The sequence below is a fragment of the Pseudomonas sp. FFUP_PS_473 genome, assembly GCF_002858665.1.
Classification (GTDB): Bacteria; Pseudomonadota; Gammaproteobacteria; order Pseudomonadales; family Pseudomonadaceae; genus Aquipseudomonas; species Aquipseudomonas defluvii.
This window is the reverse complement of the sequence record NZ_PJQQ01000048.1, coordinates 1-22,138: the sequence shown is the minus strand read 5'-3', so window position 1 is coordinate 22,138 and position 22,138 is coordinate 1. Positions and strand designations below refer to the sequence as shown.

At 58.6% G+C, this 22,138-nt stretch carries 33 protein-coding genes, 1 tRNA gene and 1 pseudogene; 15 read left to right on the top strand and 20 right to left on the bottom strand.

Going from position 1 to position 22,138, the window contains the following annotated elements; genetic code table 11:
• Positions 1–11: 11 nt before the first annotated feature.
• On the top strand, positions 12–923 hold the full coding sequence (rbsK, locus tag CYD26_RS22755; protein ID WP_102053738.1) for a ribokinase: 912 nt from the start codon (positions 12–14) through the stop codon (positions 921–923).
• 9 nt (positions 924–932) lie between these two features.
• Here the strand turns inward: rbsK and CYD26_RS22750 are convergent, their stop codons facing one another.
• A complete protein-coding gene (locus CYD26_RS22750; RefSeq protein WP_099774110.1) occupies positions 933–1,136 on the bottom strand; it encodes a hypothetical protein in 204 nt (67 codons plus the stop codon).
• Between the two features lie 187 nt (positions 1,137–1,323).
• Between CYD26_RS22750 and CYD26_RS22745 the strand changes: the two genes are divergently transcribed.
• Complete coding sequence (locus CYD26_RS22745) at positions 1,324–1,626, top strand: hypothetical protein (RefSeq protein WP_099774111.1); 303 nt, start codon at positions 1,324–1,326, stop codon at positions 1,624–1,626.
• A 128-nt stretch (positions 1,627–1,754) separates the two neighbouring features.
• The gene (locus CYD26_RS22740) at positions 1,755–2,075 is read left to right on the top strand and encodes an I78 family peptidase inhibitor (RefSeq protein ID WP_065760831.1); all 321 of its coding nucleotides are present in this window, start codon (positions 1,755–1,757) and stop codon (positions 2,073–2,075) included.
• Between the two features lie 62 nt (positions 2,076–2,137).
• Here CYD26_RS22740 and CYD26_RS22735 read toward each other — a convergent pair whose 3' ends face one another.
• Together CYD26_RS22735 and CYD26_RS22730 are read right to left on the bottom strand one after the other, a co-directional pair.
• Positions 2,138–2,350 (bottom strand): cold-shock protein, encoded by a 213-nt coding sequence (locus CYD26_RS22735; RefSeq protein WP_003179963.1) that lies wholly within the window; start codon positions 2,348–2,350, stop codon positions 2,138–2,140.
• Between the two features lie 159 nt (positions 2,351–2,509).
• A complete protein-coding gene (locus CYD26_RS22730) occupies positions 2,510–2,818 on the bottom strand; it encodes a hypothetical protein (RefSeq protein ID WP_102053737.1) in 309 nt (102 codons plus the stop codon).
• A gap of 331 nt (positions 2,819–3,149) precedes the next feature.
• Here CYD26_RS22730 and thrS point away from each other — a divergent pair, with 331 nt between their 5' ends.
• From thrS to CYD26_RS22685, 9 genes are all read left to right on the top strand, one after another.
• Positions 3,150–5,072, top strand: a complete 1,923-nt coding sequence (thrS, locus tag CYD26_RS22725; protein WP_065760829.1) for a threonine--tRNA ligase — start codon at positions 3,150–3,152, stop codon at positions 5,070–5,072.
• A complete protein-coding gene (infC, locus tag CYD26_RS22720; RefSeq protein WP_176717451.1) occupies positions 5,072–5,623 on the top strand; it encodes a translation initiation factor IF-3 in 552 nt (183 codons plus the stop codon). The genes thrS and infC overlap by 1 nt, the downstream gene beginning before the upstream one ends.
• Before the next feature lie 60 nt (positions 5,624–5,683).
• Positions 5,684–5,878: a 50S ribosomal protein L35 gene (rpmI, locus tag CYD26_RS22715; protein ID WP_009394045.1), complete on the top strand. Its 195-nt coding sequence runs from the start codon at positions 5,684–5,686 to the stop codon at positions 5,876–5,878.
• A 28-nt stretch (positions 5,879–5,906) separates the two neighbouring features.
• On the top strand, positions 5,907–6,263 hold the full coding sequence (gene rplT / locus CYD26_RS22710) for a 50S ribosomal protein L20 (RefSeq protein ID WP_009394046.1): 357 nt from the start codon (positions 5,907–5,909) through the stop codon (positions 6,261–6,263).
• A gap of 107 nt (positions 6,264–6,370) precedes the next feature.
• Positions 6,371–7,387 carry a phenylalanine--tRNA ligase subunit alpha gene (pheS, locus tag CYD26_RS22705; protein ID WP_065760827.1) on the top strand — a complete coding sequence of 339 codons (1,017 nt, stop codon included), beginning with the start codon at positions 6,371–6,373 and terminating at the stop codon, positions 7,385–7,387.
• Positions 7,388–7,423: 36 nt separating this feature from the next.
• Positions 7,424–9,799 carry a phenylalanine--tRNA ligase subunit beta gene (pheT, locus tag CYD26_RS22700; protein WP_102053736.1) on the top strand — a complete coding sequence of 792 codons (2,376 nt, stop codon included), beginning with the start codon at positions 7,424–7,426 and terminating at the stop codon, positions 9,797–9,799.
• A 3-nt stretch (positions 9,800–9,802) separates the two neighbouring features.
• Positions 9,803–10,105 carry an integration host factor subunit alpha gene (ihfA, locus tag CYD26_RS22695; RefSeq protein ID WP_002553164.1) on the top strand — a complete coding sequence of 101 codons (303 nt, stop codon included), beginning with the start codon at positions 9,803–9,805 and terminating at the stop codon, positions 10,103–10,105.
• Positions 10,086–10,442: a MerR family transcriptional regulator gene (locus tag CYD26_RS22690; protein ID WP_010222411.1), complete on the top strand. Its 357-nt coding sequence runs from the start codon at positions 10,086–10,088 to the stop codon at positions 10,440–10,442. Before ihfA ends, CYD26_RS22690 begins: the two co-directional genes overlap by 20 nt.
• A gap of 100 nt (positions 10,443–10,542) precedes the next feature.
• Positions 10,543–10,619: transfer RNA gene (locus CYD26_RS22685), tRNA-Pro, on the top strand.
• A gap of 89 nt (positions 10,620–10,708) precedes the next feature.
• On the opposite strand, the gene CYD26_RS22680 is transcribed toward CYD26_RS22685, so the two are convergent.
• From CYD26_RS22680 to CYD26_RS22625, 12 genes are all read right to left on the bottom strand, one after another.
• Positions 10,709–11,815: a tyrosine-type recombinase/integrase gene (locus CYD26_RS22680; RefSeq protein WP_102053735.1), complete on the bottom strand. Its 1,107-nt coding sequence runs from the start codon at positions 11,813–11,815 to the stop codon at positions 10,709–10,711.
• Positions 11,815–12,027, bottom strand: coding sequence for a hypothetical protein (locus tag CYD26_RS22675; RefSeq protein WP_102053734.1), 213 nt, complete (start codon positions 12,025–12,027; stop codon positions 11,815–11,817). The genes CYD26_RS22680 and CYD26_RS22675 overlap by 1 nt, the downstream gene beginning before the upstream one ends.
• A gap of 42 nt (positions 12,028–12,069) precedes the next feature.
• Positions 12,070–12,621 (bottom strand): hypothetical protein, encoded by a 552-nt coding sequence (locus tag CYD26_RS22670; protein ID WP_102053733.1) that lies wholly within the window; start codon positions 12,619–12,621, stop codon positions 12,070–12,072.
• A 57-nt stretch (positions 12,622–12,678) separates the two neighbouring features.
• Positions 12,679–12,912 carry a hypothetical protein gene (locus CYD26_RS22665; protein WP_102053732.1) on the bottom strand — a complete coding sequence of 78 codons (234 nt, stop codon included), beginning with the start codon at positions 12,910–12,912 and terminating at the stop codon, positions 12,679–12,681.
• A 46-nt stretch (positions 12,913–12,958) separates the two neighbouring features.
• Positions 12,959–13,333, bottom strand: coding sequence for a hypothetical protein (locus tag CYD26_RS22660; RefSeq protein WP_102053731.1), 375 nt, complete (start codon positions 13,331–13,333; stop codon positions 12,959–12,961).
• Positions 13,330–13,716, bottom strand: coding sequence for a phage protein NinX family protein (locus CYD26_RS22655; RefSeq protein ID WP_102053730.1), 387 nt, complete (start codon positions 13,714–13,716; stop codon positions 13,330–13,332). The genes CYD26_RS22660 and CYD26_RS22655 overlap by 4 nt, the downstream gene beginning before the upstream one ends.
• On the bottom strand, positions 13,713–14,057 hold the full coding sequence (locus CYD26_RS22650) for a hypothetical protein (protein ID WP_102053729.1): 345 nt from the start codon (positions 14,055–14,057) through the stop codon (positions 13,713–13,715). The genes CYD26_RS22655 and CYD26_RS22650 overlap by 4 nt, the downstream gene beginning before the upstream one ends.
• Positions 14,054–14,305, bottom strand: coding sequence for a hypothetical protein (locus CYD26_RS22645; protein WP_024086938.1), 252 nt, complete (start codon positions 14,303–14,305; stop codon positions 14,054–14,056). Before CYD26_RS22645 ends, CYD26_RS22650 begins: the two co-directional genes overlap by 4 nt.
• Positions 14,302–14,742: a hypothetical protein gene (locus CYD26_RS22640; protein ID WP_102053728.1), complete on the bottom strand. Its 441-nt coding sequence runs from the start codon at positions 14,740–14,742 to the stop codon at positions 14,302–14,304. The genes CYD26_RS22645 and CYD26_RS22640 overlap by 4 nt, the downstream gene beginning before the upstream one ends.
• Positions 14,743–14,825: 83 nt before the next feature.
• Positions 14,826–15,425, bottom strand: coding sequence for a hypothetical protein (locus CYD26_RS22635; RefSeq protein ID WP_145991815.1), 600 nt, complete (start codon positions 15,423–15,425; stop codon positions 14,826–14,828).
• Between the two features lie 309 nt (positions 15,426–15,734).
• Positions 15,735–16,658, bottom strand: coding sequence for a DNA cytosine methyltransferase (locus CYD26_RS22630; RefSeq protein WP_102053726.1), 924 nt, complete (start codon positions 16,656–16,658; stop codon positions 15,735–15,737).
• A 19-nt stretch (positions 16,659–16,677) separates the two neighbouring features.
• The gene (locus CYD26_RS22625) at positions 16,678–17,523 is read right to left on the bottom strand and encodes a DNA adenine methylase (protein ID WP_102053725.1); all 846 of its coding nucleotides are present in this window, start codon (positions 17,521–17,523) and stop codon (positions 16,678–16,680) included.
• A gap of 102 nt (positions 17,524–17,625) precedes the next feature.
• Here CYD26_RS22625 and CYD26_RS22620 point away from each other — a divergent pair, with 102 nt between their 5' ends.
• Positions 17,626–17,862: a hypothetical protein gene (locus tag CYD26_RS22620; RefSeq protein ID WP_102053724.1), complete on the top strand. Its 237-nt coding sequence runs from the start codon at positions 17,626–17,628 to the stop codon at positions 17,860–17,862.
• 25 nt (positions 17,863–17,887) lie between these two features.
• Here CYD26_RS22620 and CYD26_RS22615 read toward each other — a convergent pair whose 3' ends face one another.
• On the bottom strand, positions 17,888–18,304 hold the full coding sequence (locus tag CYD26_RS22615) for a hypothetical protein (RefSeq protein ID WP_102053723.1): 417 nt from the start codon (positions 18,302–18,304) through the stop codon (positions 17,888–17,890).
• Positions 18,305–18,317: 13 nt separating this feature from the next.
• Positions 18,318–19,079: a hypothetical protein gene (locus CYD26_RS22610; RefSeq protein WP_102053722.1), complete on the bottom strand. Its 762-nt coding sequence runs from the start codon at positions 19,077–19,079 to the stop codon at positions 18,318–18,320.
• Positions 19,080–19,172: 93 nt separating this feature from the next.
• Between CYD26_RS22610 and CYD26_RS22605 the strand changes: the two genes are divergently transcribed.
• Positions 19,173–19,646, top strand: a complete 474-nt coding sequence (locus CYD26_RS22605) for a hypothetical protein (protein WP_102053721.1) — start codon at positions 19,173–19,175, stop codon at positions 19,644–19,646.
• Between the two features lie 356 nt (positions 19,647–20,002).
• Here the strand turns inward: CYD26_RS22605 and CYD26_RS22600 are convergent, their stop codons facing one another.
• The 3 genes and pseudogenes from CYD26_RS22600 to CYD26_RS22590 all read right to left on the bottom strand — a co-directional run bounded on the left by CYD26_RS22600 (position 20,003) and on the right by CYD26_RS22590 (position 21,704).
• Positions 20,003–20,329 carry a hypothetical protein gene (locus CYD26_RS22600; protein ID WP_102053720.1) on the bottom strand — a complete coding sequence of 109 codons (327 nt, stop codon included), beginning with the start codon at positions 20,327–20,329 and terminating at the stop codon, positions 20,003–20,005.
• 248 nt (positions 20,330–20,577) lie between these two features.
• Positions 20,578–21,072, bottom strand: coding sequence for a single-stranded DNA-binding protein (locus CYD26_RS22595; RefSeq protein WP_102053719.1), 495 nt, complete (start codon positions 21,070–21,072; stop codon positions 20,578–20,580).
• 14 nt (positions 21,073–21,086) lie between these two features.
• Positions 21,087–21,704, bottom strand: a pseudogene (locus CYD26_RS22590) (lambda exonuclease family protein).
• A gap of 104 nt (positions 21,705–21,808) precedes the next feature.
• Between CYD26_RS22590 and CYD26_RS25615 the strand changes: the two are divergent.
• Positions 21,809–21,943, top strand: a complete 135-nt coding sequence (locus tag CYD26_RS25615; protein WP_256588062.1) for a hypothetical protein — start codon at positions 21,809–21,811, stop codon at positions 21,941–21,943.
• Positions 21,944–22,138 lie beyond the last annotated feature (195 nt).

The window sequence follows — 22,138 nt, the reverse complement described above, 5'->3', positions numbered from 1 at the left end:
GGCGCGGAGCCATGCAGGCGAGCATCGTGGTGGTTGGCAGCCTCAATATGGACCTGGTTGTGCGAGCTGAGCGCTTGCCCAAGGCGGGTGAAACCCTGGCGGGTGAGTCTTTCACCACTGTGCCCGGTTGCAAGGGCGCGAATCAGGCGGTGGCCGCTGCGCGGCTTGGTGCGCACGTTGCGATGATTGGTTGTGTGGGGGATGACGCCTACGGCGTGCAGCTGCGTCAGTCGCTGGCCGCTGAAGGTATTGATTGTCAGGCCGTCAGTATCAGTGCCGACACCTCCAGTGGTGTCGCGCTGATAGTGGTAGGCGCGGCAAGCCAGAACGCTATCGTGGTTGTTGCGGGTAGTAATGGGCAACTGCTGCCTGAGTCGGTACAGCGTTTCGATACGTTGCTACAGGCCGCCGAACTGATCATTTGTCAGCTGGAGGTGCCCGCCCTGACGGTACTGCATACATTGGAGCGTGGTCATGCATTGGGCAAGGTGGTGATTCTCAATCCTGCTCCGGTGGCAGGGCCACTGCCATCGAATTGGCTGGCGTTGGCCGATTACCTGATTCCCAACGAAAGCGAGGCGGCGGCGCTGACGGGGCTGCCGGTGACGTCCCGCGAGACTGCCGAGGGCGCTGCGCTGAAACTGCTGGCGCTGGGTGCGGGCAAGGTGATCATTACCCTGGGTGGCGAAGGTGCTGTGTTCGCCGATGTTCAGGGCGTTGAGCATTTTCCTGCGCCGAACGTGCAGCCTGTCGACACCACGGCGGCAGGAGATACCTTTGTGGGTGGTTTCGCTGCGGCCCTGCTGGCTGGGCGCGATGAGCGTGAGGCGATAGCCTTCGGTCAGCGCGCTGCTGCGTTATCGGTAACGCGAGCGGGTGCGCAGCCCTCCATTCCGAGTCTTGGTGAGCTGGAGTCGGTATGAGCGATGATGTCAGGTCCTGAGTGTGTCGCCATGCTCGGGCGCGTAACGTCCGAGTATCTGCTCGATGAAGGCGCGAGCGGCATCGCTGCCCAGTTCCTTGACGAGCAGGTCGATGGCAATAAGGGTTAACTCTTCGGGGGTGCCCGGGCTGTAGGCGCTTTGACCGTCGGGCCATTTGACCTTTATGTCGGCGTCTATGTAGTGGCTTGCCATGGAAGTCTCGAAACGCGTGTGCAGGTGATGAGGATTCGAATGCCGCACCCTGGCGTTCGAAGGGGAGGTTCGATTGCCCTCCGCCGGTGCTGGCAGTAAATCATGCGCCTGATTCGATCGCACTGCGACTTAGGAATAAGAACCGCTACGTGGCAAACTATTGGTGTTTTGATTCCCAGGTGATCCCGTGCAGATTGATCTGAACAACCCCGAGCAATTTACCCTTGAAGCCGTTCGCGAGCTGCTCGCGTCCGGGGATGGCCGTATTCACAATCAGTTGCGGGTGAATCGGGCAGGGCAGGCCTGGCTGTCGCCAGTGGTGGGTGGTCGTGAGCTCGAGGGGTTGGCCTTTCGTCTGGAAACCTGGGCTGCCGGTTCCGGCTGTGTAGGGGCGCAGGCTGCCGTTGATGAGCGTTGGGTGCGGCAGGTGTTCAAGGTGCTGCAGGACAACTGGCCGACGCCTTCATCCGACTACATCGACCTTTATTAAGCGTGCAAAATCCGGTCACGATTGCAAGTTTCCCGTCGAGGGTGGCTCAGGCAGACTGTGCATGCTTTGAAACAAAAAGTGATGAAAGCTGCCTGCTCGGGCAGATTCTGGTTTTAAAAGGAGAGTTCATGTTCCGCATTCGTGCATCTTTGGCCGGTATGTTGGCGGCTGTCGTTCTGGCAGGTTGCAGTGCCACCGGTTCTTCAACGAAGGCGCCTGAAGTGTCCGCGCCAGTGAACAGCGATGGTCGTTGCCAGGCCAGTGCCGCTGAATTCGCCGTCGGCAAGCAGGCGTCCGCTCAACTGCTGGAGCAGGCGCGCAAGGCCAGTGGTTCGCAGTTGGCACGTGTGCTCTCGCCGCACGACATCATGACCCTGGAGTACCGTTCCGAGCGGTTGAATCTCAATACCGATGAACGCGGCGTCGTTATCCGCGTCAACTGCGGCTGACACGTTCGAATTTCAGGCACAAAAAAACCCGTCACCAGGACGGGTTTTTTAATTCGTACTGATTACTCAGGGCGAACTTGTGCAGCCTGCATGCCCTTCTGGCCTTTCTCGGCAACGAAGGAAACGGTCTGGCCTTCTTTCAGGCTCTTGAAGCCGTCAGATTCGATGGCCTTGAAATGAACGAACAGGTCGTCGCCGCCACCTTGAGGAGTGATGAAGCCGAAGCCTTTCTCATCGTTGAACCACTTTACGGTGCCGGTTTGGCGATTGGACATGGGTGTATCTCCAGGAAACATGATTTTCAATAGTGCGGTGTTGCCGAGGCCAACAGGGTGCACGGGGGTATCATAGTCTAAATATGCGTCCGTGGCGGCTTTTACCTTTGCATAATGCTGATCTGAGGCAAGTTTATTGTCGGATTCTCTGTTTTGAGCCTATTTTTTGGGGGCGCAGGCGGCTCTGACCGCATCCTGGGCTCGCTTCACGAGGGCTGCATCCACACCGGTTCTGCTGTCCAGTTGCTCGATTTCCTGGGTGGTGAAGTTTTTCTCGATGGCGTTTGCACCGCAATCACAGTGTTTTTTGGCCGTGGTCATGGTCATGCCGGGTTGCGCGGCGGCGGCGGTAATGCACTGATCCAGGTAATCGCCTTTCTTGCCGGCAGGCCAGGCGCCCGCCTGGACGCTCAGGGGCAACAGCAACACGCCTGCGGTGGCCATGGCCAGTAGGGACTGAATTCGCATGCCGGACACTCCTATTCGATCGGGTCATTCAAGAGTAGGACGCTTCTTTAGACTCTGAGAGGAAAAATCCGCTCTGGTTCACCACTTCCGAAAAAACAGAATTATTTCTGCGTGTTGTGGCGTGTGAGCCGCGATCCGTAAAACGCTTTGTGTTAGCATCGGCGGCTTATAGATTTTTACCTCCAGTCACTCTGGTTCGTTCCCTGGCAGGCCGTTGGCTTCTGTCACTGTGAGACAGGCTTTCTTTTTGAAAGACAGGGGCGGATCGCGTACTGGCTCATCCCAACCCACGTGACCTTTGGTAGGGGTCACCACTAGGAGAGGAGGCGCCATGCCCATTATTACTCTTCCCGATGGCAGTCAACGCTCGTTCGACCAGGCGGTTACCGTCGCCCAGGTCGCAGCATCCATTGGTGCAGGTCTGGCCAAAGCCACCGTCGCCGGCAAGGTCGACGGCAAGCTGGTCGATGCGTGCGATCTGATCGAGAACGACGCCCGCCTGCAGATCATTACCCCCAAGGACGAAGAGGGGCTGGAGATCATCCGTCACTCGTGCGCTCACCTGGTCGGTCACGCCGTCAAGCAGCTGTACCCGACCGCCAAGATGGTGATCGGTCCGGTCATTGACGAAGGCTTCTATTACGATATCGCCTATGAACGTCCGTTCACCCCTGATGACATGGCTGCAATTGAGCAGCGCATGCAGCAGTTGATCGACACCGACTACGACGTCATCAAGAAGGTTACCCCGCGCGCCGAGGTCATCGAGGTGTTCAAGGCACGTGGTGAAGACTACAAGCTGCGCCTGGTCGAAGACATGCCGAACGAGCAGGCCATGGGCCTGTACTACCACGAAGAATACGTTGACATGTGTCGCGGCCCGCACGTGCCGAACACCCGTTTCCTCAAGTCGTTCAAGCTGACCAAGCTGTCCGGTGCCTACTGGCGCGGCGATGCCAAGAACGAGCAGCTGCAGCGTGTCTACGGCACTGCCTGGGCAGACAAGAAGCAGCTGGCTGCGTATATCCAGCGCATCGAAGAAGCTGAAAAGCGCGACCATCGCAAGCTTGGCAAACGCCTGGGCCTGTTCCATACCCAGGAAGAAGCCCCGGGCATGGTGTTCTGGCACCCGAATGGCTGGACCCTGTACCAGGTGCTTGAGCAGTACATGCGCAAGGTGCAGCGTGACAACGGCTACCTGGAGATCAAGACCCCGCAAGTGGTCGATCGTACCCTGTGGGAGAAATCCGGGCACTGGGCCAACTACGCCGAAAACATGTTTACCACCGAGTCGGAAAGCCGCGATTACGCGATCAAGCCGATGAACTGCCCATGCCACGTGCAGGTGTTCAATCAAGGCCTGAAGAGCTACCGTGAGCTGCCGCTGCGTCTGGCCGAGTTCGGTGCTTGCCACCGTAACGAGCCGTCCGGTGCGCTGCATGGCATCATGCGTGTGCGCGCCTTCACCCAGGACGACGCCCACATCTTCTGCACCGAAGAGCAGATGCAGGCCGAAGCCGCTGCGTTCATCAAGCTGACCCTGGACGTGTACGCCGATTTCGGCTTCAAGGACATCGAGCTCAAGCTCTCCACGCGTCCTGAAAAGCGTGTTGGCTCCGATGAATTGTGGGATCGCGCCGAAGGTGCACTGGCCTCTGCATTGGACAGCGCTGGTCTGGCCTACGATCTGCAGCCAGGTGAAGGCGCCTTCTACGGGCCGAAGATCGAGTTCTCGCTGAAAGACTGTCTCGGTCGTGTCTGGCAGTGTGGTACCCTGCAGCTCGACTTCAACTTGCCGATCCGTCTTGGCGCTGAGTACGTGTCCGAAGATAACGGTCGCAAGCATCCTGTCATGCTGCACCGTGCCATTCTGGGCTCCTTCGAGCGTTTCGTCGGCATTCTGATCGAGCACTATGAGGGTGCATTCCCTGCCTGGCTGGCGCCAATGCAGGCGGTGGTCATGAATATCACCGACAAACAGGCAGAATTTGCGCTGGATGTTGAAAAAACCCTCAATGAAAGCGGATTCCGTGCCAAGTCCGACTTGAGAAATGAGAAGATCGGCTTTAAAATCCGCGAGCATACGTTGCTCAAGGTTCCCTACCTTTTGGTTATTGGGGACCGGGAAGTCGAAACACAAACCGTCGCTGTGCGTACACGTGAAGGTGCTGACCTGGGCTCGATGCCTGTCGCGCAATTCGCTGAATTCCTCGCACAAGCGGTTTCCCGGCGTGGTCGCCAAGAATCGGAGTAATCATTATTAAGCGTGATATGAGACAAGATAAACGAACTGCACCGAAGGCCCCGATCAACGAGAATATCTCGGCACGCGAGGTTCGGTTAATTGGCGCTGACGGCGAGCAGATTGGCATCGTCTCGATTGATGAAGCGCTTCGTATCGCTGAAGAAGCGAAGCTGGATCTGGTAGAAATTTCTGCCGACGCAGTCCCGCCTGTCTGCCGAGTCATGGACTACGGCAAGAGCCTTTTCGAGAAGAAAAAGCAGCAGGCTGCAGCGAAGAAAAACCAGAAGATCATCCAGATTAAAGAAATTAAGTTTCGTCCAGGGACGGAGGAAGGGGATTACCAGGTAAAACTACGCAACCTGGTACGTTTCCTTACTGATGGGGACAAGACCAAAATCTCTCTGAGATTCCGTGGTCGTGAGATGGCTCACCAGGAGCTGGGTATGGAACTGTTGAAGCGGATCGAAGCTGATCTCGCGGAATACGGAACCGTCGAACAGCATCCTAAGATGGAAGGACGCCAACTTTTGATGGTCATCGCCCCCAAGAAAAAGAAATAACCACCAGGGCACGGCAGGCCTTGCGGTTATGTTTATCCACTGAATGCGGAGTATCCGAACATGCCAAAAATGAAAACCAAAAGCGGTGCCGCGAAGCGTTTCCTGAAAACCGCTTCCGGCTTCAAGCACAAGCACGCTTTTAAGAGCCACATCCTGACCAAAATGTCGACCAAGCGTAAGCGTCAACTGCGTGGTAGCAGCCTGCTGCACCCGTCTGACGTTGCAAAAGTCGAGCGCATGCTGCGCGTACGTTAATTTCGGTCAAAGATAGAGGAAGTTACTCATGGCTCGTGTAAAGCGTGGCGTCATCGCTCGTAAGCGTCACAAGAAAATCCTGAAACTGGCTAAAGGCTACTACGGCGCTCGCTCGCGCGTATTCCGTGTTGCCAAGCAAGCGGTCATCAAGGCAGGCCAATACGCCTACCGCGACCGTCGTCAGAAGAAGCGTCAGTTCCGCGCTCTGTGGATCGCTCGTATCAACGCTGGTGCTCGTAACAACGGTCTGTCTTACAGCCGTTTGATCGCTGGTCTGAAAAAAGCGTCCATCGAGATCGACCGTAAGGTTCTGGCTGATCTGGCAGTGAACGAAAAAGCGGCGTTTGCTGCGATTGTCGAGAAGGCTAAAGCCGTTCTGGCTTAAGTACCCACGACAATCATTCGCCGTCGACATTGGCGGCGAATGTTAAACGTCATAAATAGGGGAAGAGCCTGTAAGCTCTTCCCCTATTTCGTATCTGGAGTCTGTACATGGAAAACCTGGATGCGCTGGTCTCCCAAGCCCTGGATGCTGTGGAGCGCGCTGAAGACATCAATGCCCTGGAGCAGATCCGGGTTCAATTCCTTGGCAAGAAGGGCGAGCTGACTCAGGTGATGAAGACCCTGGGCAACCTGCCAGCCGAAGAGCGCCCGAAAGTCGGCGCGCTGATCAACGACGCCAAGGAACGTGTTACCGAGGTGCTCAATGCCCGCAAGGCCGCCTTCGAAGAGGCTGAGCTCAGTGCTCGTCTGGCTGCCGAATGCATTGACGTGACCCTGCCGGGCCGTGGCCAGACTTCCGGTGGTTTGCACCCGATCACCCGTACCTTGGAGCGGATCGAGCAGTTCTTCACCCATATCGGTTACGGCATCGCCGAAGGCCCAGAGGTCGAAGACGACTACCACAACTTTGAAGCGCTCAACATTCCTGGCCACCACCCGGCGCGGGCAATGCATGACACCTTCTATTTCAATGCGAACATGCTGCTGCGTACCCACACCTCGCCGGTGCAGGTGCGGACCATGGAGTCCACTCAGCCGCCTATCCGCATTGTCTGCCCTGGTCGCGTCTACCGTTGCGACTCGGACCTGACCCACTCGCCGATGTTCCACCAGGTCGAAGGCCTGCTGGTTGATCGCGGGATCAATTTCGCCGATCTCAAAGGCACCATCGAAGAATTCCTGCGCGTGTTCTTCGAGAAAGAGCTGGCGGTACGTTTCCGTCCGTCGTTCTTCCCCTTCACCGAACCGTCGGCTGAAGTCGATATTCAGTGTGTGATGTGCAGCGGCAAAGGCTGCCGTGTCTGCAAGCAGACCGGCTGGCTGGAAGTCATGGGCTGCGGCATGGTCCACCCGAACGTCCTGCGCATGTCTGGCATCGACCCTGAAGAGTACCAGGGCTTCGCCTTCGGCATGGGTGCCGAGCGCTTGGCCATGCTCCGTTACGGCGTCAACGATTTGCGTCTGTTCTTCGACAACGATTTGCGGTTCCTTGCGCAATTTCGCTAGGTCGCGCACCCGTAACGAATCTTTCAGGAGAGCAGAATGAAATTCAGTGAAAAGTGGCTGCGCGGTTGGGTCAACCCGCAGGTATCCCGTGACGAGTTGGTTGCTCGTCTGTCCATGGCTGGCCTTGAGGTCGACAGCGTCACCCCGGCAGCCGGCCAGTTCAGTGGCATCGTTGTAGGCGAGGTGCTGAGCACCGAACAACACCCGGATGCCGACAAGCTGCGTGTCTGCCAGGTCAGCAACGGTAGCGAGACCTTCCAGGTCGTGTGTGGCGCACCCAACGTTCGTCCAGGTCTGAAAATCCCGTTTGCCATGATCGGTGCCGAACTGCCGGGCGACTTCAAGATCAAGAAAGCCAAGCTGCGTGGCGTTGAGTCCAACGGCATGCTGTGCTCGGCTGCCGAGCTGCAGATCAGTGAAGAAAACGATGGTCTGCTGGAGCTGGCTGCCGATGCACCGGTTGGCCAGGACATCCGTGAGTACCTGGACCTGGACGACGCCAGCATCGAGGTCGACCTGACCCCGAACCGTGGCGATTGCCTGTCCCTGGCTGGCTTGGCCCGTGAAGTCGGCGCCCTGTATGACGCGCCCGTTGCCCGCCCGGCTGTGCCTGCCGTTGCTCCGACCCATGATGACGTTCGCTCGGTCGAGGTGCTGGCCCCGGCTGCCTGCCCACGTTACCTGGGGCGTGTTATCCGTAACGTCGACCTGTCGCGTCCGACCCCATTGTGGATGGTCGAGCGCCTGCGCCGGGCCGATGTTCGCAGTATCGACGCTGCCGTCGACATCACCAACTACGTGATGCTTGAACTGGGTCAGCCGTTGCATGCATTCGATCTCGCCGAAATCAACGGCGGTATCCGTGTGCGCATGGCCGAAGAGGGCGAGAAGCTGGTCCTGCTGGATGGTCAGGAAGTTGCGCTGCGTAGCGACACCCTGGTCATTGCCGACCATGAGCGCGCTCTGGCCATTGCGGGTGTAATGGGGGGCGAGCACAGCGGTGTTTCCGCGACTACCCGTGACATCTTCCTGGAAAGCGCCTTCTTCGAGCCGATTTCGGTGGCTGGCAAGGCTCGTTCTTACGGCCTGCATACCGACGCCTCGCACCGCTACGAACGCGGTGTCGATTCGCAACTGGCCAAGGAAGCCATTGAACGTGCTACTGGCCTGCTGCTGGAGATCGTTGGCGGCGAAGCCGGCCCGGTCATCGAGGCGGTCAGCGAGCAGCATCTGCCAAACGTTGCGCCGATCACCCTGCGTGCCGACCGCATCAATCAGATGCTGGGCATGGAAATGGACAGCGCCGAAGTCGAGCGCCTGCTCAATGCCCTGGGTCTGAAAACCTCAGGTGGAGCAGGGCAGTGGCAGGTCGAGGTGCCAAGTCATCGTTTCGACATCAGCTTGGAAGTTGACCTGATCGAAGAGCTGGCCCGTCTGTACGGCTACAACCGTCTGCCGGTTCGTTACCCGCAAGCACGCCTGGCGCCGCAAGCCCGTGCCGAGTCGCGTGGCGAGCTGCCAGCACTGCGTCGTCTGCTGGTTGCCCGTGGCTATCAGGAAGCGATCACCTACAGCTTTATCGACCCTAAACTGTTTGAGCTGTTCAGCCCAGGCGTCGAGCCGCTGCTGCTGGCCAACCCGATCTCCAGCGACATGGCGGCCATGCGTGCCTCCCTGTGGCCAGGTCTGGTCAAGGCCCTGCAGCACAACCTTAACCGCCAACAGGATCGTGTGCGCCTGTTCGAAAGCGGCCAGCGCTTCGTTGGTCAGCTGGACGGTCTGCAGCAACAACCCATGCTTGCCGGCGTGGTCTGCGGTAGCCGTATGCCTGAAGGTTGGGCCAATGGCCGCGACAGCATCGATTTCTTCGATGTGAAGGCAGACGTTGAAGCACTGTTGGGCTTCTCTGGTTCGCTGGGTGATTTCACCTTTGCCGCTGGCAAGCACCCGGCACTGCACCCAGGCCAGACCGCACGCATCGAGCGTGATGGTCGCGAAGTAGGCTACCTGGGCGCCATCCACCCAGAACTTGCGAAAACCCTGGGTCTGGATCGTCCAGTGTTTGTTTTCGAACTGGTCTTGGGCGATGTGGTTGAAGGCCGCCTGCCGAAGTTCCACGAGCTGTCGAAATTCCCGGAAGTACGTCGTGACCTGGCTTTAATTGCAGGACGTGATGTAGCTTCGAGCGCAGTGCTTGAGGTAATCCGTGAAAATGCAGGCGAGTGGCTTACAGACCTCAGGCTGTTTGACGTCTATCAGGGTAAAGGCATTGATCCCGATAGAAAAAGCCTGGCTGTTGGCTTGACCTGGCAGCATCCATCGCGCACTCTTAATGACGATGAGGTGAACGCTGCGACTCAAGACATCCTCACCTCGCTCGAACAAAGGTTGAACACCACGTTAAGGAAATAGCGTATGGGTGCTCTGACGAAAGCTGAAATGGCCGAACGGCTGTACGAGGAGCTGGGCCTGAATAAACGTGAAGCCAAGGAATTGGTCGAACTGTTTTTCGAGGAAATCAGGCACGCTCTTGAAGACAACGAGCAGGTCAAATTGTCCGGTTTCGGCAATTTCGACCTGCGTGACAAGCGCCAGCGGCCGGGCCGCAACCCGAAAACGGGTGAAGAGATCCCGATCACGGCACGTCGCGTCGTCACCTTTCGTCCAGGGCAGAAATTGAAAGCCCGAGTTGAGGCTTATGCTGGAACCAAGTCATAACGACGAGCTTCCGCCGATTCCTGGCAAACGCTACTTCACCATTGGTGAAGTCAGCGAGCTATGCGCGGTAAAACCGCACGTGCTTCGTTATTGGGAGCAGGAATTTCCTCAACTCAACCCGGTCAAGCGCCGCGGAAACCGCCGGTATTATCAGCGCCAAGACGTGCTGATGATCCGGCAGATCCGCGCCTTGCTATACGACCAGGGTTTCACCATCGGCGGCGCGCGCCTGCGCCTGTCGGGTGATGAGGCCAAGGATGACACCACCCAGTACAAACAACTGATTCGGCAAATGATTGTTGAACTGGAAGATGTGCTGGTGGTTCTGAAGAAATAACCCGGCAAAGGATCAGGAAAATAATACTTCCAAAATTCAAAAGCTTAAGGTACATTCTTCAACGTTCTCAGCAACATCGAGAGCGGGTTTAAAGCCCAGTCGGGGCGTAGCGCAGCCCGGTAGCGCACTTGCATGGGGTGCAAGGGGTCGAGTGTTCGAATCACTCCGTCCCGACCAATATTCCTGAGTAAAATCAGACACTTAAGCCGATCAGCTGGATCGGCTTTTTTGTGCCTGCGCAAAACCCGCGCAAAACTGGCGCAAAACTATTGGGCGATTTCGCCAATATCCAAGTCGGCTTCGACCTCAGACCAGACCACATCGGCATGGTCCTTCTGATAGTTCCTGGTCATACCTTCCGTGGTGTGTCCGGCGATCTTTTGTCCGTCCTTACCGGCGCGCTTGTACAGGTGCAGTGAGAGAGCGCGAACCTCATGAAACCCCGGCATCTCCTCCTCTTTGAAGTCGCCGTAGCATCCCGCTGCATCCCTCGCATCCTTGAAGGCCCTGGTGAGAAAGCGCTCATCAACCTTCGTCCAATGATCTTTCCCCTCCCGTTTTTTCTTCCGCTCAGGCCGCCGATGAATCAGGTATGGCGACAGAATGTCGTCCCGGCATCTGGCCAGCACTTCATTGAGCTGACTGGTGACCTTGATCTTCAGCCAGCCCGCGTCGGAAGCCTTCTCCGTTTTGTTCTGCACCACATACAGGAAGCCGTCCCGAACGTCCTCGAACTTCATGTCGAGAATGTCGCCACGTCGTTGTGCGGTGATCAGCGCCAGATCGATAGCGTTTTGGAGCCAGCGTGGCGACTTTTCGCGGATCGCCTTGAGGCCTTCAACGGTATGGCGCTTGCGCTGTTTCTTCTCGATTTTCGGTATGGTGCTTGCGGCTGGATTGTCCGGGCATAGGCCTTTCGCTGCCGCATGATTGAACACATCGATCAGGATTGCCCGGGCCTGGTTGCTGGCGCGGGCTGTCAGTGGCTCAAGGAACTCAGCGATCATCCTGATGGTGATTTGATCTATCGGGCGCTCACCTAGTGCGGCGCGAACCTGTTTGAAGCGGACTGCGTAAAGGTCCAGCGTGGCCTTGGCGAGCTCCCTCGGCGGCAGAACATCACGCTCGTATGTTTCGAGGAACTCGGTGACGGTGACGCTTGTTTCGCCGAGCACGGTGGCCACAAGGTCGGCGCCGCGCAAGAAGGTAGCGTTTAGCTGATGTGCAGCATCGATTGCCTTGCCGCGATCAGCGCCAAACTGAAACCACTTCCCATCCGTGGGGCGACGATAACGGTAGGTGCCCCGGCGCTGATCGAAGTAGAGATTGATCGGCAGGCCTTTGTTGGCCTTGTTCCTGGGGCGCGGGACCATCAGGCAGCTCCTTTCAGTACCATGTCTACCAGGTTGTTGCCGGTCATCCGCTGGTAAGCGGCCCAGTCAACGTACCAGATGTTGCCAACCCGTTCCCCCGGGATCTTCCGGTTTCGCAGGTGGTTGCGAATTGCCTGAGAGCAGAGTGGCGTTCCATTCTCTCCCCACTTTCGGCGTTGAAATTCGCTGATCTTGATTAGTTCTTTCTTCATATTGGGCTCCACGCCGCGCATGGCGGCAGAGGTGGGGAGGGGTTAGGCGGTGAGCACGTCGCGGACAACTTCCCAGAGCTGGGCCGGGGTCCACTGGTATCGATCGAAGTCGGTATCGGGCTGGATTCCGTAGCGGCAGGTAGAGTGAGCGCCTGCGGGGTAATCGCCACGCTTCTGCATGATGGTGGCTACGCGGCCGTCTTCGCCTGGCTCAGTGCGGTGGTATTCGTAGGCTAGGGTGTTGTAGTCATTTCCGGCCTCGACCTTGAAGGTGACATCGTGAACCAAGTCGGCACGGCCATCTGGTGTCCATGGTCGACCTCCGCCGGGAGTGCGCTTGCCTTCGTGCAGGTAAAGCACGAACTCGCCTTCTGGATTGCTGACCAGTTCGTAACAGTGGTTGATCTGGGTGCCCACCAGAACCCGCGACATGAAGTTGAAGCGGTGATCGTGGATAGCTGAGTGTTCGAAGCAACTGCGGCGCGGTAGTTCTGGGTGCCAAACATGTAGTCGCTGGCTGCCCTGCAGTTGGATCTGGACAAAGCCAAGCCCGTGAAGGGTGATTTTGTCGGTCATCACGTCATCGATGATCATGGCAATAGCTCTCCATGCCCGCCTATCGGCAGGCTTGAGTTGTTGTAGGGGGAGGGGTTACTGAATCTTGCCGGTTAGGCGCTCGCGCCATGTCAGGCGCCGGGGTAGGTGCTCACGGTCATCCACCTCGACCACTACATAGGCTGTGCGGTCGAAGGCGGCATCACGTCGCGCCGCAAGAAGGCACGCTTCGTCATCAGCAGCTTCATGACTGGTTGCGTTTAGCTCGTGCACGTTGAAGCCGTTGCTATGGACGTGCCATCCGTGGATCACAGCGATGAACCTGTTCATAGCCTCGGCCCCTTCCAGATCAGATAGGCCATGTAGGTGAGGACTATCATGGCTGGGCCTCCTGCTGCACACCAAGCTCTCCAAGCACCTCGGTGGCGATGGCAAAACCGGGGGTTCCCAGCGGGCATTCCTTGATGATGCGGTTCAGTCCATCGATCAGGTCGCGAGCCGTTCCGATCATCATGTCGGCGTCGGCGTCCATATCCAGGCCGAGGGCTTCGCCAATGCTGCCGATAGAGACGCAGGCATCCAACAGCATGCGCTTGCTGCGCTCGGCATCCTTGCGCAGCGCCTCGTTCTCGGCCTTGAGTTGGTCGTAGGCCGAGGCCATCACGACCTCTGGGCCATGCGGGTCATAGCCGATCCAGCCGCCGCTCTCTGAAACCATCTGGACGACCTTGTAGCGGTGGACTTCTGTCATGACATCAGCTCCTTCGGCACCTGGACTGTATTACCGGTGATCTTGGTTATGACGGCTCTGCAGATCGCCACGAGTGGGCTCGGGCCCATCAGCCAGTCGGTTGGCTCATTCGGCCTGCTGGGGTAGGCGGTCCAGCCACCCAGCGCTGGGCCATCACCTATCTGGTGCTTTATCTTCAACGGACCGCCAAGCGCCCAGCTCTCTTGCGGGTTGTACCGCTCGCACCGCTCGGTTGCTTCGCCGCGATAGTTCACGAACACCCTGGCCGGCGCGCCGTAGTGCGGCTTGGCCACATGCACATCCAGCCTCTCGGCCTTGGCGACCGCCCAGGCCAGCGCCTCGCCAGTCAGGTCGGCTGTATTCACTTCGATCAGGTCGGTCATGGCGCCATTTCCTTAACCCAGGCCGCGAACCCCTGCAGGATTGGCTGCACATTCCCGTCTGAAGCCCACCCAGCGAACCCGATGAAGCCGTCAGGGTTGAATGTGATCGCCTCACGATCATCGAAGTAGCTGGCCTTGCAGCGCATCTCGGCATATCCGTCGCGCAGCGTGGCGCGCTGGCGGCAGCGAAGAGCGCCATTCATTACGCCGCTGTCCACCATGCGCTCGTTTATCTTGGCGCGCAGGCTTCGCATACTTTCCGGCGAAAGCACGCTGTAGGTCAGGCCGGACTTTGCGAAAAGGTCGCGCGCCTGGTCTCGCGAAATTGCTTCTGTGCTCACAGCTGATACCTCTCATCAATCCAGCGCCCAGGCGCCAGTGCGGGTGTAGGTTCGGGTTGGGTTTCGTGCGGGGAGAGCTGGCGCTCGTTGCCGGCCTGTAGCTGGCTGTCGGGGATGCAACTGATGCCGACCCCATTCAGCAGGTAGCAGGTAACCCCACGCTGGCTGTCGTGCTGCACATCGATGACGTTCTCGGTTGCGCTGGCGCCGGTGGCCAGCAGCAGGAGGCAGAGGGCGAGGCGGGTCATGACTTGAGCGCCTCCATACCCTGGTCGATCGCGCGGTCTAGCGCTTCATTGGCAAGAATGTCCTCATGTTCGGCATAGCCGCAGATGATGGGAGGCATGTTGTATTCACTGCCAAGGTCTTCCTGGCCGTCCGGGTCTCGCAGCCACCGGTAGCGTAATGCGTCAGCTCGAAGGGCGCGGACCTCTGCTATCAGGGTCAGCACAGTTTCAGGATTGGCGCTGGCGATGAATTCAGCGTCAGGGTTCTGTGGTATGCCGCAAAGTCCGGTCCCCCACCAGCAGACTACCTGTCCGTCTGCGGTGTCGACTCCAGGGTTTGTCGAGCGGTCTGAGCTGCCGAATTCCATGCCGTCCGCATGAACCACCCATGGGCCTGGACTGGCTGCACGGGCTTTCCGCTCAAGGCTTTCAAGATCGATACGCTTTTCTTCAGGCACGGGGATTCCTTGGCCGCCATATCGCGGCTGTTCTATAGAGGGGAGAGGGGTATTTCTAGGTGGAGTACAGATGTACTCTTTGGTCAATTTGGCTTTGTATCGGAGTTCAGGGAGTCATGGAAAGCAATCACCGCTCGATTGTATGCAGCTGAACCCTGCACGCTCATGCCGATGATTCGCAGCAGCTCTCGTGCCGAGTGCTCCTGCTCGGCCAGTTTGGCGCGTAGCCTGTCTCGCTCTGATTCCACGGATTTGAGTTTGGTCTGAAGGCTCAGTGCAATCTGGCTTGGCTGCTCAACCTCGGCAGGATCGGCGTGGGTGTAGAGCGATTGAACATGTTCCTTCTCGTCATCCCAGTCCATCACCACTACAGAGCTTGTGGTTACATTGCCGGTGGCAGTGTTCAGCCACGCTATCGGCTCGGCGTGGGGCTGCGGGGCTGGCTTTCCGGTAACCCGCGCTTCGATGGCCGCCCAGGTTTGCTCGTATTCGGGCCAGTCGCGCTCGACCACCACACAATCGACCAAGGCATCTTCATGTTCACGCTTGATCGCGCTGAGGTGCTTTGCTCGGAAGGCTGGGTGAGGGTGCATCTTGCTGACCTTGATGACGACATAGCGCTCTTCTCGCTGGAAGGGTGCGCTGACCATCTCGGTATTGCTGGATCGGTTTTCTGTGGGCATGGGGATACCTCGCGAGCTACGCTCAGCGTTCGATGAACATAGTTAGGGGGATGTGATGATTGGAGGCAGAACGATCGATGGAGTTATGGCTTGGGCGGAAGACGGCCAAGTCAATCATGGATATTCCGCAATGATTGGCGTACAGATCGGCGAGTCAGTGCGCCGAGCGGTGATCCGAGAGCCGGTGTTCTCAACACTTACGGCAGCTCAAAACGCTTCAAGGGACGCGGTAGCTCAGATCATCTCTATCAGTGATAGCGGCTTGATCAAACTAAAAGATGGCATAGAGCTTCAAGCGTATTAAGGAGATCAAGCTGCCTTCAGTAAGGCCTCAATCACGCGCTGCCCGGCCAGCGGCGGCACAGCGTTGCCAGCCATGTGCATGGTCAGCCGGTGGTTGTCCGGACGCAGGGTGTCTGCTGGAAACGACATCGCGGCCAGGGCCTCGTCAGCGCTGAGCATCCGCATCCGATCGCCGTCGACCAGTGCCCAGCGGTCCAGGGTAGTGATGGTGCCGATCGGCCGGTTGATGTCGCGTCCGGTGGTGCCGGAGCCTTTGCCGTAGTAGGGCATGATGAACCGCTCACCGAAGCGCTCGCGGCCGTTGCGTACTCTGTCCAGGGTGGCCCTGGCCCGGCCCGGCTTGTCGATCAATGACCAGCGCCCGGCATCGAAGTCGAGGAAGCTGGCGGCCGGCACATGCTGATGTCGGTGAAGCTCTAGCATCAGTGGCGCCTTGCTGCGGGTTAGCACCAAGAACAACCGCACGCGGTGCTGCGGTACGCCCAGGTCGGCACAGTCAACGACATGCGGTGCGACCTGGTACCCCAGCGCCTGAACTGCCGTAACCCAAGCCGGGTACAGCGCCCAGTCGGTGAACTCTTCTACGTTCTCCACCAGCCCCGCTTCCGGCCGGTGAAACTCCAAGGCGGATACAACCGCCCAAGCTGTCGAGCGTGACGAGTCATGCTGCGGGTTTCCCGACTTCTTGCCCCGGGCCTTCGAGTGACCTTGGCAGCATGGCGAGGCCAGCAGCAGGTCGTGCGCGGGCACCTGCTCCCATCGGGCCTGATGCAGATCTTGGCAGACGTGCTCAGCATGTGGATGGTTGGCTGAATGCCACTTTACCGCCTCAGGCCAGTGGTTTGCCGCCCAGAGAACCTGGACGCCTGCGGCGCGCGCGCCGGTGCTCCATCCGCCGAGGCCGGCGAACAGGTCGATTGCTGTGGTCATGATGGTCTCGCTGTAGAGGTCAACTGCCGAACAGGCTGAATTGGCTGATCGATCGTTGGCATGCAGGGTTTAGCCAGAGGCATTCGGTGCGGGAGGCTGTGCCACGGCCTGCGGAAATGCGCGCTGAGGTGGTGTGCCTTGTCCAGCCGGACAGGGTGTCGTCGTAAAGCTCGCTGGGGTAGCCGGATAGCGCGACCATTCCTTCTAGCTCGAGCAAGGAGGTGAGCAGCTCGCTGTGCTGCTGGTCGTTCATCTCGTGCCGGTAGTACCGCCCGCTTGCCGCGCTCTTGTATCTGGTCTCATGGACGTATGGCGGGTCCACGTAGTGCAGCGTCGTCCTGGCGTCGTGCGCCTGCATAACCTCGATCGCGGGCCGGTTTTCGATAAGGACGCCGGTGAGGCGCTGGCCGATCGCGGCGATCGACTCCGGATACTCGAGCCAGAGTGACTGGGCAGTTCCGTATTCGCGCTTGGTGTCGATTCGGAATCCAGTGATGCCTTTGGTGGCACCGGCGGAGCCAAAGCCCATTTGCGCCCTGATGATGGTCCGGCGTGCGCGCTCGACGGGCTCTTCAGCAGGCTCCCAGGCCCGCTCGAATTCCTGCCTCGCATATGGAGTCAGGACCACCGCCTCAAACAGCGCTGTGCGCTTCTTCGGATCCTGCAGCACGCGAAACAAGTTCACTATGTCTCCGTCCAGGTCGTTGTACACCTCGGCGTAGGAGCGTGGCTTCTGCATCAGGACGCCGGCGGCGCCGCCGAAGGGCTCAACGTAGCAGGTGTGCCGTGGGAAGTACTGGGTGACCCACGACGCCAGTCGGAACTTGGAGCCGTGGTACCGGATCACCGGCGCTGTGATGGTCATGGAATACTCCATTGCAGGCGCCGCCCTCGCCGGGGTGGCGTGATTCGTTGAAGTGGTCTATTTGTTTCTGACCCGGCAATGGGCCGGGCCAAGGAGGGAGGCATGGACAAAGCGAAACGCAACAGGATCGTCGCCAAAGCTTCTGGACTTACTGAAGGCGAGGTTGACTCATACCTTGCTGAGGTGATTGAGCGGCCGGACGGCTCATGGCTCGTATATTTCGGCCAAGAGGTCGAGCGCGACCGCGAGGCAGCCGCCAAGCTTCCGGCATCGAAGACCATTGAGGTATCGAAGGAGGAGGTCTGCGGCGGGGGCGGGTACGATCACGATAACGGCTGAAGCGCTTGCTGGCAGCGCTCGATGGTCAGGCTGCTGCGCGGACCTTGAAGGTGAGCATTGCCGTCGCGTCGTCGTTGAAGCACTCGGCAAGCTCTTGATAGGCCCGGTACTTGGCCTGGCTACGAGTGGCTGCCCATATGCGCCGCACGTAGTGGCGCGCATCGCCAAGCATGTACCTCACGTCATCCCAGTCATACAGCCCGTTGGTGAGCACTTCCCACTCCTTGAGCGGTAGTGTCTCGGCCATTTCGCCGTACTGCATCTCCCAAGTGGGGTGGTAGTTGCGGATGCGCTTCTTCGGATCGCTGTCGAGGATCACGCCGATGTAATGCCCGCGGTCCGCGATGATTACGCCTGGCTCGCCGTTGGCGATCACGCGGCGCCCGATCTCGGCTGGCACGTTGTAGTGTCGCCGCACGTAGTCGCAGTTGTAGTTGCTCATGGGGCGCTCCTGGTCAGGCAGCTTTTGCTTCGGCTTGCTGGGCGACGATAGCCTTGGCGGCGTGGTTGATCAGATACAGCCGGTTGATAAGGCTGTCTCGCGGCTTGTCGATGGTGATCTCCCAGTAGTCGCAGCTCAGGCCCAGCACTTCGTGGTGCTCGCTCATGAGGTGACTGGCCTGCTCGGTGCATTCGACGTGGTCGGCTTCGTACAGGCGATCATTCAGGGAATCCCAGAAGTCGCGGCCGTCTTCGCCATATTCGATGGCGGCGAGCTGCGCTTTGACCAGGTTGCGGAGCTCGTCCCATCGGCCTGCTTCACCAACCCCACCGTCGTTACGCATCCACCCAGGCAGGGCAGCGTGCGCTTCGTCGTCATGGGTGTTTTCGCAGATCTGGCTGCAGACGCCCGCCACGAGTGCGGCGCGGAAGGCATCCTCATCAAACTCGCGCTCGCGGCAATGCTCTTCGAGTTTCGAGTGGATGTAGTAGCCGATGTCGTCACCGGCCAAGAACTCGATGCCGTAGGAGAGTCCGACGTTGAAGGTCAGGCCGTCGATGTCGCCGACAGTAGCAATGCCGAAGCGGGTGATCAGGATGTCGAAGGCGTAGCAGTTGGTGCCCGGGGCTTTGCAACGCCAGGCCTTCAGCTGATCGGTGTCGGCCAGGACGGTGTACTGGTGGTCCTTCAAGCATTCGGCGGCGCGTTCCCGGCGCTTGGCCTCTTCGGCTTTGCGCTGAGCGATCCATTCCTGGTGGCGTTGTTCATCGTTCATGGCTTTCTCCATGCAGGCGCCATCCTCGCCGGGGTGGCGTGATTCGTTGAAGTGGGGTATTGAGTGACCAGCAAGAGCCTTGGGAGAGCGTCGATGGTTACATTTTGGATTCCGCTGGTTTTGGCTATTGCGGGCGCTGCGGTGGGCGCTTACTTCGCCATCATTCGTACCAAAAGGGAAAAACTCTGGAGCGAGCGATATGAGCGAATAGGTTCTGCTCTCAAAAAGGCTGACCTAATCCATAGATTCCTCGACAGCGAAGTCAATGGGGAGCACCAGATTCATGGGCTCACGAACCATGAAAAAGAACAGCTTGATGAGAATTGGCCTGTAGCGCGATACGAGTTGGCATCCGATATCACAATGCTAGAGATGCTATTTACCGAGAAAGATTTTGCAGATACCGCCCAATGCTGGGTCGACCTACAAACGAAGCTATTCGAGCTGATAGAGGATTCATCATCACATGATGCTCACGAATATGTTTCCGCTGCTCGGCCTTGCGCTGGGAGCCTGCAGCGTGCGCTCATCAATCTATCTAGGAAGAAATGCCTAGGCTGGTTCTGATGTTGCCTGATCAAATCTGGCTCTCGCGCGGCAGGCGTTATCGTTGAATAGGGGAAGGCGCTGGATGGCAGCGCTTGGCGGAGAAACTTCTAAAAACGCTTTTTTCGGTCATGCCTTCCGCGGTATGAAGAGGAGCCGGCATGGGGCTGGCCCAGGAGGTCAAGATGGCAAATCGCGGAAACGTTGTTCATAAGGCTGGTGACTACAAGGTGTACGAAGTAGTCGAGACGTTCCTGAACAACAAAACAGAGGTTCAGGGATATCATGTAGTCGGCCCAAAATCCGATCCTACGTGACTTCATACTCTGGAAACAGCAGTCAAAGAGGCTGATGACCTGGCCGGCAAGCAGTAGGTTTCAAGCCGAAGCTATCACCTCGTCGCCCGGATCTTGCTGAATCATCAGCATGCTCTTGCGGCTGAACTCCAGCGCCACAGATTGCGAGACCTCGTATTTGTGGCGCGGTGGAGTGAGCAGAGGCAACGCGCCGCCCGGGCCAAGCCCATGCAGGTGATGAATCATCAGCGTCATCGCCTCGCCCTGTTCCTCGATCCCGGCCCACTCCATCAGTTCCAGCAGGGCCTGCTTAGTCCCTGGTCGAACCTTCAAACGCAGGTCTTCTTCCTGAAGCTTGGCGGCCTTCAAGCGGCGGCGCTCGTCGCGCTGCGTTTGCGTCATCGCCATATACCACCTCCTTTAATCCGCTGGGCGGCATGTGAACATGCAACTGCCGACGGCGCTGCTGCGTGAGCTTGTGGATGGGTTTCATGGGTGGCACACCTCAATGGGCGTTTTCTTCGTCAAGCCAGAAGGCATAACCACCAGTAGACGCTTGTTTCCGCGATACACGCCCCATGGCTGACCAGTGGACGTGGCCATGGCCGCCGCGTACTTAACGGCGGGCACTGGCAGGGAGATTGTGGCGATCATGGCTACGCTCCGGCGAGACAATGCAGCGGTGCGAAGGGAATATCGTCGTCGAAGCTGTCGTAGTCCGGACCGTTGGTGCCTTGCTGGCTTTGCTGGGGCGCTTGTTGTCGGGGCTGCTGGCGATTCTGCTGCTGCCGAGGTTGCTGATGTTGCTGGTTGGCCTGCTGACCTTGCTGGGGAGGGCTGCCTGCGAACTTGATGATGATCACCCGCCCAGTGAGCTTCACGCCCTGCGAGCCATCTCCCTTGGTGTAGGTTTCGACGTGGGCATCGTCGATGGTGAAGTGCACTTGCTGTCCTTTGAGCAGGTAAGGCGCCATCGCCTCGGCCTGCTTGCCCCAGATCGTTGCGTCTACCCACTGGGTAGGGCGCTTCCCGTCTTGACCCTTGCGACCGTATTCACAGGCGATAGCCAGGTTGCAGACGGGGTCGCCGTTTGGCGTGAAGCGCAGTTCGGCGTCTCGACCGATGCGGCCGATGTCGGTAAGAGTAGGCATCGTGATTCCTTGAGTTATGCGGCCAGGCCGAGCACCTTGTGCATGCGCTCGTCGAGGATTTCATAGAAGGTTTTCACCCGTTCGGTGAGCTTGCGGATCATGGCCTCGTCGCGGTACACGCGTTTGACGAAGAGCGGCATGCCGGGCCAGTAGCTGATGAAGTCCAGCCACTCGCGCTCGGAGACCCACAGGCCGCCCTGGCACTGGGCTACGTGTTCCTTTGGAACCTCGCCGGCCAGAATCACGCCGACCTGAAACTTGGGCAGCTTGGTCTTGATCTCGGTGAGGCCGTCGTCGCCGACCAGAGCGTCAGGCGAGTACCCGATGCCGTGGTTCAGGATGATCCCTACTGAACGAGTCTTGAGGCTTTCGCGATCCTCATACAGGTTGCGAGCAACACCCTCCAGCTAATGGCCGCGAATGGTTGCCTTGGTCTGGAAAGGGATCTCGGCGGCCTCTTCGGTGATGCGCTCACCGATCAGCTGATCCATGTAGGTGAAGGCCGCTGCGCCGAAGCCCGCTTCACCCTTGCCGCTGACCAGCAAGCAGTCCAGTTCGGAGCAGGTGATGATGCTCAGTCGCAGGACCAGCCATTCCGGTGTGCCTTGCTCGATGTCAGTGATGATCTGCATTTGAATCTCCCTCGCTTGCTGCGGCGTTTTGGCTGGCCGACTTGGTAAGCATCCCAAGCACCTGGTCGAATGAGGCTTTCTCGACGGCTGATGGTGTGCCGTGAATGTTGGCGAATGCGGCCTTGGCCTTGTCGCTGCATTTCTCCAAGGACTCCCTGGAGTCGATGGTCAACGAGGCACTGGTGGAGGCGCAGCATATGCTGGAGGCAGTTGGAGTGCTTTCCGGCGAGGCGGCGTGAAAGGCCCTCAAAAGGGCTTGCAATAGCATGTCGCTATGTCGCATTATTCATCCATCCTGTCATTCCTATACGCGTTAAGGAGTGATAATCAAAGCCCGGCAACCTAGCCGGGCTTTTGTGTTGTGCGCCAGGCATGGCGCGTTGCGCGTTAGCGCAACCCGTTTGGCTGTGGTGGCTGAATGGGTGACTTGGAGG

Coding starts and splice junctions, on each gene's coding strand:
- rbsK (WP_102053738.1), top strand. CDS start 12: ATGCAGGCGAGCATCGTGGTGGTTGGCAGCCTCAATATGGACCTGGTT.
- CYD26_RS22645 (WP_024086938.1), bottom strand. CDS start 14,305: ATGACCCGCCTCGCCCTCTGCCTCCTGCTGCTGGCCACCGGCGCCAGC.
- CYD26_RS22605 (WP_102053721.1), top strand. CDS start 19,173: ATGGTTACATTTTGGATTCCGCTGGTTTTGGCTATTGCGGGCGCTGCG.
- CYD26_RS22750 (WP_099774110.1), bottom strand. CDS start 1,136: ATGGCAAGCCACTACATAGACGCCGACATAAAGGTCAAATGGCCCGAC.
- rplT (WP_009394046.1), top strand. CDS start 5,907: ATGGCTCGTGTAAAGCGTGGCGTCATCGCTCGTAAGCGTCACAAGAAA.
- CYD26_RS22610 (WP_102053722.1), bottom strand. CDS start 19,079: ATGAACGATGAACAACGCCACCAGGAATGGATCGCTCAGCGCAAAGCC.
- pheT (WP_102053736.1), top strand. CDS start 7,424: ATGAAATTCAGTGAAAAGTGGCTGCGCGGTTGGGTCAACCCGCAGGTA.
- CYD26_RS22615 (WP_102053723.1), bottom strand. CDS start 18,304: ATGAGCAACTACAACTGCGACTACGTGCGGCGACACTACAACGTGCCA.
- thrS (WP_065760829.1), top strand. CDS start 3,150: ATGCCCATTATTACTCTTCCCGATGGCAGTCAACGCTCGTTCGACCAG.
- pheS (WP_065760827.1), top strand. CDS start 6,371: ATGGAAAACCTGGATGCGCTGGTCTCCCAAGCCCTGGATGCTGTGGAG.
- CYD26_RS22740 (WP_065760831.1), top strand. CDS start 1,755: ATGTTCCGCATTCGTGCATCTTTGGCCGGTATGTTGGCGGCTGTCGTT.
- CYD26_RS22675 (WP_102053734.1), bottom strand. CDS start 12,027: ATGAAGAAAGAACTAATCAAGATCAGCGAATTTCAACGCCGAAAGTGG.
- CYD26_RS22730 (WP_102053737.1), bottom strand. CDS start 2,818: ATGCGAATTCAGTCCCTACTGGCCATGGCCACCGCAGGCGTGTTGCTG.
- CYD26_RS22655 (WP_102053730.1), bottom strand. CDS start 13,716: ATGACCGACCTGATCGAAGTGAATACAGCCGACCTGACTGGCGAGGCG.
- CYD26_RS22665 (WP_102053732.1), bottom strand. CDS start 12,912: ATGAACAGGTTCATCGCTGTGATCCACGGATGGCACGTCCATAGCAAC.
- CYD26_RS22660 (WP_102053731.1), bottom strand. CDS start 13,333: ATGACAGAAGTCCACCGCTACAAGGTCGTCCAGATGGTTTCAGAGAGC.
- rpmI (WP_009394045.1), top strand. CDS start 5,684: ATGCCAAAAATGAAAACCAAAAGCGGTGCCGCGAAGCGTTTCCTGAAA.
- CYD26_RS22625 (WP_102053725.1), bottom strand. CDS start 17,523: ATGACCATCACAGCGCCGGTGATCCGGTACCACGGCTCCAAGTTCCGA.
- CYD26_RS22680 (WP_102053735.1), bottom strand. CDS start 11,815: ATGGTCCCGCGCCCCAGGAACAAGGCCAACAAAGGCCTGCCGATCAAT.
- CYD26_RS22670 (WP_102053733.1), bottom strand. CDS start 12,621: ATGATCATCGATGACGTGATGACCGACAAAATCACCCTTCACGGGCTT.
- ihfA (WP_002553164.1), top strand. CDS start 9,803: ATGGGTGCTCTGACGAAAGCTGAAATGGCCGAACGGCTGTACGAGGAG.
- CYD26_RS22690 (WP_010222411.1), top strand. CDS start 10,086: ATGCTGGAACCAAGTCATAACGACGAGCTTCCGCCGATTCCTGGCAAA.
- CYD26_RS22630 (WP_102053726.1), bottom strand. CDS start 16,658: ATGACCACAGCAATCGACCTGTTCGCCGGCCTCGGCGGATGGAGCACC.
- CYD26_RS22595 (WP_102053719.1), bottom strand. CDS start 21,072: ATGCCTACTCTTACCGACATCGGCCGCATCGGTCGAGACGCCGAACTG.
- CYD26_RS22635 (WP_145991815.1), bottom strand. CDS start 15,425: ATGCCCACAGAAAACCGATCCAGCAATACCGAGATGGTCAGCGCACCC.
- CYD26_RS22620 (WP_102053724.1), top strand. CDS start 17,626: ATGGACAAAGCGAAACGCAACAGGATCGTCGCCAAAGCTTCTGGACTT.
- CYD26_RS25615 (WP_256588062.1), top strand. CDS start 21,809: ATGTTGGCGAATGCGGCCTTGGCCTTGTCGCTGCATTTCTCCAAGGAC.
- CYD26_RS22735 (WP_003179963.1), bottom strand. CDS start 2,350: ATGTCCAATCGCCAAACCGGCACCGTAAAGTGGTTCAACGATGAGAAA.
- CYD26_RS22600 (WP_102053720.1), bottom strand. CDS start 20,329: ATGGCGATGACGCAAACGCAGCGCGACGAGCGCCGCCGCTTGAAGGCC.